At 53.0% G+C, this 8,473-nt stretch carries 9 protein-coding genes and 1 pseudogene; 4 read left to right on the top strand and 6 right to left on the bottom strand.

The genetic code is table 11. From position 1 onward, the window contains the following. Nucleotides 1-64: 64 nt before the first annotated feature. Entirely contained in the window at nt 65-757 is a 693-nt protein-coding gene (locus ACIQ2T_RS10195; protein WP_397590714.1) for an HAD-IB family phosphatase, read from the top strand. 3 nt (nt 758-760) lie between these two features. Here ACIQ2T_RS10195 and ACIQ2T_RS10200 read toward each other — a convergent pair whose 3' ends face one another. Both ACIQ2T_RS10200 and ACIQ2T_RS10205 read right to left on the bottom strand, forming a co-directional pair. Beyond that, entirely contained in the window at nt 761-2,014 is a 1,254-nt protein-coding gene (locus ACIQ2T_RS10200; RefSeq protein ID WP_397590715.1) for a hypothetical protein, read from the bottom strand. Continuing rightward, nucleotides 2,011-3,057 carry a glycosyltransferase family 2 protein gene (locus tag ACIQ2T_RS10205; protein WP_397590716.1) on the bottom strand — a complete coding sequence of 349 codons (1,047 nt, stop codon included), beginning with the start codon at nt 3,055-3,057 and terminating at the stop codon, nt 2,011-2,013. The genes ACIQ2T_RS10200 and ACIQ2T_RS10205 overlap by 4 nt, the downstream gene beginning before the upstream one ends. 121 nt (nt 3,058-3,178) lie before the next feature. On the opposite strand from ACIQ2T_RS10205, the gene ACIQ2T_RS10210 reads away from it, so the two are divergent. Beyond that, a complete protein-coding gene (locus ACIQ2T_RS10210) occupies nt 3,179-4,504 on the top strand; it encodes a lipopolysaccharide biosynthesis protein (RefSeq protein WP_397590717.1) in 1,326 nt (441 codons plus the stop codon). Nucleotides 4,505-4,509: 5 nt separating this feature from the next. Here ACIQ2T_RS10210 and ACIQ2T_RS10215 read toward each other — a convergent pair whose 3' ends face one another. The 4 genes from ACIQ2T_RS10215 to ACIQ2T_RS10230 all read right to left on the bottom strand — a co-directional run bounded on the left by ACIQ2T_RS10215 (nt 4,510) and on the right by ACIQ2T_RS10230 (nt 7,673). Continuing rightward, nucleotides 4,510-5,391 carry an alpha/beta hydrolase gene (locus ACIQ2T_RS10215; protein WP_397590718.1) on the bottom strand — a complete coding sequence of 294 codons (882 nt, stop codon included), beginning with the start codon at nt 5,389-5,391 and terminating at the stop codon, nt 4,510-4,512. Nucleotides 5,392-5,500: 109 nt separating this feature from the next. Next, nucleotides 5,501-5,992 carry a 30S ribosomal protein S9 gene (gene rpsI / locus ACIQ2T_RS10220; protein WP_300039127.1) on the bottom strand — a complete coding sequence of 164 codons (492 nt, stop codon included), beginning with the start codon at nt 5,990-5,992 and terminating at the stop codon, nt 5,501-5,503. Beyond that, nucleotides 5,992-6,471 carry a 50S ribosomal protein L13 gene (rplM, locus tag ACIQ2T_RS10225; RefSeq protein ID WP_300039124.1) on the bottom strand — a complete coding sequence of 160 codons (480 nt, stop codon included), beginning with the start codon at nt 6,469-6,471 and terminating at the stop codon, nt 5,992-5,994. Before rplM ends, rpsI begins: the two co-directional genes overlap by 1 nt. 140 nt (nt 6,472-6,611) lie before the next feature. Continuing rightward, nucleotides 6,612-7,673, bottom strand: coding sequence for a COX15/CtaA family protein (locus tag ACIQ2T_RS10230; protein ID WP_397590719.1), 1,062 nt, complete (start codon nt 7,671-7,673; stop codon nt 6,612-6,614). 125 nt (nt 7,674-7,798) lie between these two features. Here ACIQ2T_RS10230 and ACIQ2T_RS10235 point away from each other — a divergent pair, with 125 nt between their 5' ends. After that, a complete protein-coding gene (locus tag ACIQ2T_RS10235) occupies nt 7,799-8,164 on the top strand; it encodes a MerC domain-containing protein (protein WP_397590720.1) in 366 nt (121 codons plus the stop codon). 63 nt (nt 8,165-8,227) lie between these two features. Then, nucleotides 8,228-8,473 (top strand): annotated as a pseudogene (locus ACIQ2T_RS10240) (transcriptional repressor); the annotation flags it as partial.

The following is an 8,473-nucleotide window of genomic DNA, read 5'->3' on the forward strand; positions in this document are numbered from 1 at the left end:
ACAAAATCAGGAGGGTACGTCAGCGCGTCTGGCGGTACCTTGAGGCGGGGCTTGGCGGTCAAATATGAATATTGCAATATATGATCTCGACAAAACTATCACCAGTCGACCGACATTTACGCATTTTCTGATATTTTATGCCCAGCACGTGTCACCAATCCGGTTGGTTGGGCTGCCATTATGGATACTGGCATTAATCGGCTATCGCATTGGCCTATATGGCCGCAAACCATTGAAACAATTTGGCATACAGTTGTTTATTGGGCGCAAAATTGGCTCTGACACATTAACCAGAGTCGTCGGGAAGTTTGCAGATTACGTCGTAACAAGGGGGTTGCAGCCGGGCGCTGTCGCACAACTGCGTGTTGACCGCGATCGCGGCGTCTTTTTGATTTTAGCGACCGCTGCCCCGGAATTTTACGCCCAAACAATCGGCAACCTTCTAGGCTTTCAGGCCGTCATTGCAACGCGTCACATCATGACAGCCCACGGCCAGCTCACAAACCGAATATTGGGGGATAATTGTTACGCAGTTGAAAAACTGCGCCGCATTGAACGCTGGCTTGCGCAAAACAGCATTGACCGCAAGGCAGCACACATCGTCTTCTACTCCGACGACATCAGCGATAGCCCAACGATGAACTTCGCCGATCAAGCTTATGCGGTAAACCCTTCTAAAAACTTCGCAGCAGCAGCGGCAAAGGCGAATTGGGGCGTGATGGATTTTCGCAGCGCGGGGGATGTTGCACAGGTGTAACGCCTATGCCGTCGCCCCGTCGGAGACTGCGGATTTCAAGCTTTCGACATAAATACATAATGCCTCGGCTCCGCGCTCGGATGCTGGACGCGGGTCGCTCTGATCGGCAGTATACGCCATTCTGCGTTCTTGGGCGTCGCGATATTGAACCGCAATCGCCGCATAGTCCGCGAGCAGAGGTAACAGCTCCTGAGCATTTCTGACCACAGGACCATTGTTCCAGAAATCATATTCTGGCGGTGCATTCGGTGCCACTTTGCTATGCGTATCAATGAAAAAGCAGGCGCGTGGGCGATAGAGAAACTCATACACCTGACTTGAAACATCGCCGATATAGGCATCTGCAGAAAATGTATAGCTCATGTCAAACAGGCGCGCGCTATCCACATCAATCACGATATTCGGGGCATTCCAATATTTCGGGTCAATATCCGGTCGTTTGCGGGTCACCCGATATTCGGGCGAAATATGCACCTTTTTGTAAAAGAGCATAACATGTGGTGCAAAGATCAGATTGTATCGGTCCGGGTTCTGATAAAAATACTCCAAAATGTCGGCCCCATGGTCGAACCAACTCGACAAATGCGGATCGAAATGCGGATTATACAGGAAGGTGGGGTTATCGTTGTCAAAAAACACCTCCGGCACACGACCCCGCAAAATGTCGAATTTTGCATAGCCGATAATGCGGAATTGGTCCGCAGTCGCTATGCCTGCGTCGATGAATTGGTCTTGCACCTTTTGACCGCTGATGAGCAACAGATCAAATTGCCCAAGCGCTGGATGAACGGACACGCTCCGGTCGCCCGAACCATGCGGAACACAGATAAAGGCAGGTCTGCGATCATGCCCGCGAAATCTGGACCAATGACGTTTCAAGGTTAGGCAAGTACGCTCTGTCGAGATGATAGCCGAACATTGGCGCAGCAAGCGGCTATGATAGTATAAGCGCATGAGACGGTGGACGGGCACCAGCTTGTTGAGGCCCCTTGTCAGCACTTCCAGCGGCTTAGGAAGAGCCAGAGATTGCCACTCCAACGCAGCAATCTGTGCAAAAGACAGCAGTTTCTCCACCTCTTTCTTGGTTGCCTCACTGCAGAATGCAATGACCGCCCGAAGCCCATTTTCCTGCAATGCAAACGCACCAGCAATGCCCGCCAGATGCGCCACCTGATGACCCGCATCGTGATTGAACAGAAATACTACAGGGGCGCTGCCGGTTGAGTCAGGCCGTTTTTGGTGCGACTTCGTGATCATGCGTTTCCATTATCTCTTGCGGTGGAGTTTGGTAACCGATTTGCGAGATGTACAGTGTATTTCAACAGGACATATCTTAGGAACCGCAGCCGTTTGAGATACTGAAACGCGAGTTGCTGAAAATGCATCGGCGCACATGCCTCGAACTGTTTCAAATAATGATCAAATCCAACCGCGTGGCTGCCATCCGTTACGCGCGCGCAGCGCGCAAAGCGGAAGCCGGTTTTGAAACACTCTTTCGCGCAAAAATCTGAAACATAATATGCGGTGGAAGGCCGAATTCCGTTCAGTCTCTCTCGCTTTTCCTCTTTAAAGCCGCTGAGAGCTTCAGCCAAATCTTGATGCTTGCTAGCGTCAAAGACGCTGGATTTTCCCTTGACGCTGTCCATTATACTGCCAGCGCGTTGCCGGTAGAAAATCCAGGGCGAAGGTACATAATAATAATTTTGTGCCTTCAGAAGCAGCCAAGGCATCGTGGCGATGTCTTCGAAAATCCTGCTCTCCGGAAAGCGCAGCCCATCGTTCCACAAGGACCGTCTGCTGATTTTCAACCAGCAGTACATTTTGCGGCTTTTAAAAACGCCGCAGACCAGTTGCCTGATGTCTGATGAAAGCTGCTTGCTTGGGCCATAAAAAGATCGAACTATTGCGAAGCGGGATTTGCGATAATCACACAAAATGAGGTCGGGATTATATGTTTCCAGGACGGTGCGAAGCTGTCTCAGCGCGTCCTTCAGGATATAATCGTCAGGGTCGATGAACCAGATATGTTCACCGTCTGCTGCATCGATCAAGCGGTTCCGAGCGGCACTTACGCCTTCGTTCACACGGTGGCTTGGCAGCACTTTGATAAGATGCGGATACTGACTGCAAAATGCCCGAGCGATTGCATGCGACTTATCGGTAGATACATCGTCCACTATGACGATCTGCACACCGTTATCATTCCAGATTTTTTCAAAAAGGGACTCGAGGCACTCGAAAAGATAGGACTCAACATTATAAACTGGCAATAAAAAACTTAACCAAATTTTGGGTGCCATAATAACCTTTGCTTAGCATTGCTGTGTGCTCCGCTTAACCAGCTTCAGTTTTTTAGCCAGTACATAATGACATCTCTTTGAATGCAGAGCGAAGTGGATTAGTCCTTAGTCAGATTGGGGTGTGCACTTGATAGATGAGCAGAAACAGGGAAGTGGGCGCCGCATATTGCGATCTGGCGCCTGGCTTTTTTTACCAAAAACAGTTTCTGCGGTCCTTAGCCTTGTCTATCTTGCCGTCTCCACGCAAACTTTGGGGCCGGCAAACTTCGGCAAGTTCATGCTTATCTTTAGTTTTGCTCAGACCATATCAGGGTTCACATCATTCCAGACATGGCAAATTTTGATCCGTTATGGGACCACACTTGTCCACGACAAATCGCATGCAAAGCTGGCCGAATTGACGTGGTTCTGCCTGATACTAGATTTGGTTGGTGCCGTGATTGCATTACTGGTGGCAGCTATCGGTGCATGGGCGCTTGCCAGCAATCAAGGCTGGGATGATTCGGAAGCCATGGCAGTCATTGCCTTTACCGCTCTTCTCGTGTTGTCCGCGCGTTCAACGCCCACCGGACTATTGCGGATAAGCGACCGGTTCGGCGACGCCGCCATTCCCGACATGCTGGTTCCTATCATTCGTCTGGTCGGCACCGGCCTGCTGATTTTAACGCAACCCACGGTGTGGGGTTTTTTGGCGGTCTGGCTGATTTCTGAGATGGTACCAACGATATGCGTTTGGGTTAATGTGTTGCGGAAGCTCCAATTGCCCTTGCGCCTAAAGACGCTGCCCACACGTCATGGTTTCCAACAGAGCTTCCCCGGCATCGGCAAATTCGCCTTGTGGTCAAATGTGGGATCTAGTTTTAAGCTGACGAGCCAGCAAATGGTGGCCGTGGTAGTCGGCTTTTATGTGGGCGCGACCGCCGCTGGCTTCTTTCGGCTGGGCTATCAATTGGGCCAAGTTTTCGCGCGCGTTGGCGATGCAATATCAATGGCAATCTTCACCGAATATGCCCGTGTCGCGCATAGTGGTGACCCAAAGGATGCGCAGAATTTGCTCAATCGGATGATTAAGGTCTCCGGCGTTGCCGCCGTGCTCGTATTGGCAATTGTGGGATTGGCGGGCAAACCGGTTATCATATGGATATTCGGCGCGGAGTTTGTCGCTGCTTATCCGCTGGTCATGATCTTGGGCGCCGCCACCGCCGTGCAATTTGCCACGCTTGGGCTGGAGCCTGCATTATTGACCGCCGGCAAAGCTGGGCGCGTGATGCTGTGTAGCTTCGCTGGTGCAATCATGGTTGCACTCCTGCTGGTCTGGCTGATGCCCATCTATGGGGAAGTCGGCGCGGCTTTGGCTATGCTAGGCGCTGCCATAGTGAACGCAGGATTGCTCATCATTTCCTATCGCCAAAAGATAGTTGGACAGAAATCTCAACCCGCATCTTAAGGGGGTCAGTGCGCGTTTATGAAGTTAACGACATCCGCAACGACCGATGCTTTGTCGCGGAACGGGCGTGCGACGGCCATGATGATGTCGGCATGGCCAACACTGGGATAGATTTTAAACTGCTGCTGTCCGCCTAACGCTTGGATCTTCTCAGAGAGAATTTTGCTGTTCCGCGGCTTTACGACGGTATCTTTGTCTCCGGTAAGCAGCAACAAAGGCGGGGCATCGCCGCGTGCATAAGTGATCGGCTGCGTCTCGGTCAGGTCAGGCCATTGGCCCAACGCGATTTTCGACGAATCACTCGTCAGCGGCAGAAAATCATAAGGCCCGGCAAGGCCAATGACGCCCTTGATCACATCAGGCTTCAGATCATTCGCGGCAAGCCATTGCGGGTCTAAAGCAGCCAGCATCGCAATATGCGCTCCAGCGCTATGTCCCATAAGAAAAATACGTTTTGGGTCGCCTTCGTGCTTGGCGATGTTGGTATGGACCCAAGCAATGGTGGCGGCCGTGTCTTGCACAAATGCAGGAAAGCGCACCTTTGGCGATTGGCGATAGTCCGCGATGACAGTGACAAACCCACGCGATCCAAAGGTACGCCCCACAAAGCCATAGCCCTCCCGTTCGCCATCGCGCCATGAACCGCCGTGAAAGAAGATAAGCACTGGATGTGCTGTCTCGGTTCTGCCGAAGGGCGCATAGATATCAAGCTGTTGGCGCGCATCGCTTCCATAGGCAATGCCGGTGATCGGCGTTTCCGCAAGCTCAACAGCACCCAGCGCCATGCGGTCTGCAAAATCCAGCTTCTGCGGGTCAGTTTTGTTCCAGAACCAAAAGCCGGAAACGACGAAAGCGAGAAGCAACGCACTAAGAATGAATTTGATCATGCGCGCTATTTGCCAATCAAAGCCTTGGCCCACAACGAAAAAAGGCGGCCCCAGTTGGTGCCGCCTTTTTTGTAAGTGCAAGATTGAAACCTTGCGGTCCTGAACGTTTTTAGCGCTTGGAGAACTGGAAGCTCTTACGCGCCTTGGCTTTACCGTATTTCTTACGCTCAACAACGCGGCTGTCGCGTGTCAGGAAGCCTTCGGCCTTCACTGCACTGCGCAGCAACGGTTCGAATTTCGACAATGCCTGTGCGATGCCATGCTTGACCGCGCCGGCTTGGCCGGAAAGACCACCGCCCTTAACTGTTGCGATGACGTCATACTGGCCCGTGCGCTCGGTTACACCAAATGGCTGGTTGATGACGAGGCGCAGCGAAGGACGTGCGAAATACACTTCCTGGTCGCGGCCATTGACGACGATTTTACCTGTGCCAGGCTTCAGCCATACGCGGGCAACGGCGTCCTTACGGCGGCCCGTTGCATAAGCGCGGCCTTGCGCGTCAATTTCCTGTTCACGGATGACAGCAGCGATCTGCGCAGGCGCCTGAACGTCGGCGCCCAGTGTTTCGAGATCAGCGAGCGAAGTTGCAGTGTCGGACATTATGCACCCACCTTGTTCTTGCGGTTCATGGAAGCGACGTCGAGCGTCGTTGGCTGTTGACCGGCATGTGGATGCTCGGCGCCATTATACAGATGCAGCGCACGCATTTGCGCACGGCCCAAAGGACCGCGCGGAACCATGCGCTCTACGGCCTTTTCAAGGACGCGCTCAGGGAACTTGCCGTCCAGCACCTTGCCAGCGGTGATACCCTTGATACCGCCGATGTAGCCCGTGTGGCGATAATAGACCTTGTCGGTCAGTTTCTTACCGGTGAACTTCACCTTGTCAGCATTGATGACAATAACATGGTCACCGCAATCAACGTGCGGCGTGTAGCTTGGCTTAGTCTTGCCGCGCAGGATATTGGCGATGAGGCTGGCAACACGGCCAACAACCAAATCTTCTGCGTCAATGAGGATCCACGATTTCTCGACGTCCTGTGGACGGATCGATTTCGTAACTCTGGATAGCGTTTTCATCGCTAATCGCACCTTTCGAAATTTTGTAGAAGCGCAGAATCAAGAAGAAACCACACGCGAAGCGGAGCCAATGGCGATGAAAGCTCTAACAGTCAAGCAAAAGCGCCTGTTTTACGGCGGGTATAATAATACCTCTAACGCTAAACCGCCTTGCGTCCCAGAACATGCGCCCCCCATACGGCCGACGCTACCACCAAAGCACCGACAGCCTGATGCGATACCGCCAAGACAATGTTGACGCCGGTCATAACCGTGGCAATGCCCAAGATGATTTGGATTCCATAGGTGCTATGGATAGCTGCCGACGCTCCGCGCACGCCCGCTTTTTTAACACGGCGCGCTAATAACAAGAGTGCAGCCACCGCGACCCACGCCCACCAGCGATGGACAAAATGCGTCAGGTAGGGATCGTTGACGAGGGCAAAGAATGCGCCTTGCGTGGTGTCGACACCCTCGGGATAGAATCTTTCGTTCATCAGCGGCCAAGTGTTGGCAACATAACCAGCATTCAATCCTGCGACCCAGGCCCCGAACAATAATTGTATAAAGAGAATGGTAAGGACAATAGCGGCATAGCCAGTCATCTTTGCTGGCCGTGCCAACGGGTTCTTCGTAAGCGCATGCAAATCGAGCGCAGTCCAAACCAAGCCGCCTAGGATCGTCAACGCCGTCAGCAAGTGGACTGCGAGACGGTAATGGCTAACATCTGTCCGCGCAGAGAGGCCAGATGATACCATCCACCAACCAATGGTACCCTGAAGCGCACCGAGCGCCAAAAGCGCCAGCAAACGCGGCTTATATCCTGCCGGGATGGCTTTCTTTACCCAAAACCATGCGAGCGGCAATGCAAAGGCCAAACCAATGACGCGGCCAAGCAGGCGGTGGATCCATTCCCAGAAATAGATGAATTTAAATTCCGCGAGCGTCATGCCCGCTGGGCCGCTGATCTGCGTATATTCGGGTATCTGCTTATACTTTTCGAATTCTGATAGCCAGCTTGCCTCATTCAGCGGCGGCAACGCGCCGGTGATTGGCTTCCATTCGGTAATGGATAGCCCCGACTCGGTCAGCCGCGTAATCCCGCCTACGACCACCATAGCAAAGACAAGGGCAGCGACACACATGAGCCATGTGATCAGCGCGGTAGGCCGTGACATCGCAGTTTCGACGGCTGGAGAGGCAGAGATGCGTGTGCTATTCATATGCTGCGATATGCGCCGGATTATCGCCAATCGCAAGCGTCGGAGGTTGCAAAAACTGCTATCCTGACTGCAAATTTCACGATGTAATGTTGTAACGTGCAGCGAATCGCTGTAGGGCTTGTGGAATGGCTCACTCATGGAACAAATGGCGATGGGACGGGCTTGGCCTCAGCATTGCTGGACTGTGCCTGATCCATTGCATCGTAACCACGATATTGCTCGCGGTTCTTGCGTCCGCCAGCGGCTTGTTTCTGAACCCGATTATCCATGAAGTTGGGCTGTTGCTGGCCATCATTCTTGGGACGTTAGCACTGGGTAAGGGCTTTCAGGATCACGGACTATTCCTGCCCGCAACCGTCGGCGCGCTTGGCATCGGCATGATGGGCGGCGCGTTAACGCTGCCACATGGCGGCGTAGAAATTGCGTTCACGGTTATCGGCGTCACGTTACTTGGTCTGGGCCATTTGCTTAACCATCGGGCCAAAACCTAAGTTTCAACCAATCGCAGCCGACCGCCAATTGACCAGCCTCGTGCCACAGCTTACACGGGCGGAATGGCAGTACATCATCACCACGAACATGAAGGCGCATCGCTCACGCATGCAGCTGAGAGCGCACTGGTTGCGGCAGGCGAACAATGGACTGACATGCGGTCGGATATATTTGCCGTACTCGCAACATTTGAAAAACCGGCGTCGGCCTATGATATCGCTGATCTTGTATCACAACGGCGCGGGAAACGCGTTGCGCCCAACAGCGTCTACCGCATATTGGACCTGTTTGTGGCGACGAACCTTGCC

The organism is Sphingorhabdus sp., from assembly GCF_044357595.1.
Lineage (GTDB): Bacteria > Pseudomonadota > Alphaproteobacteria > Sphingomonadales > Sphingomonadaceae > Sphingorhabdus_B.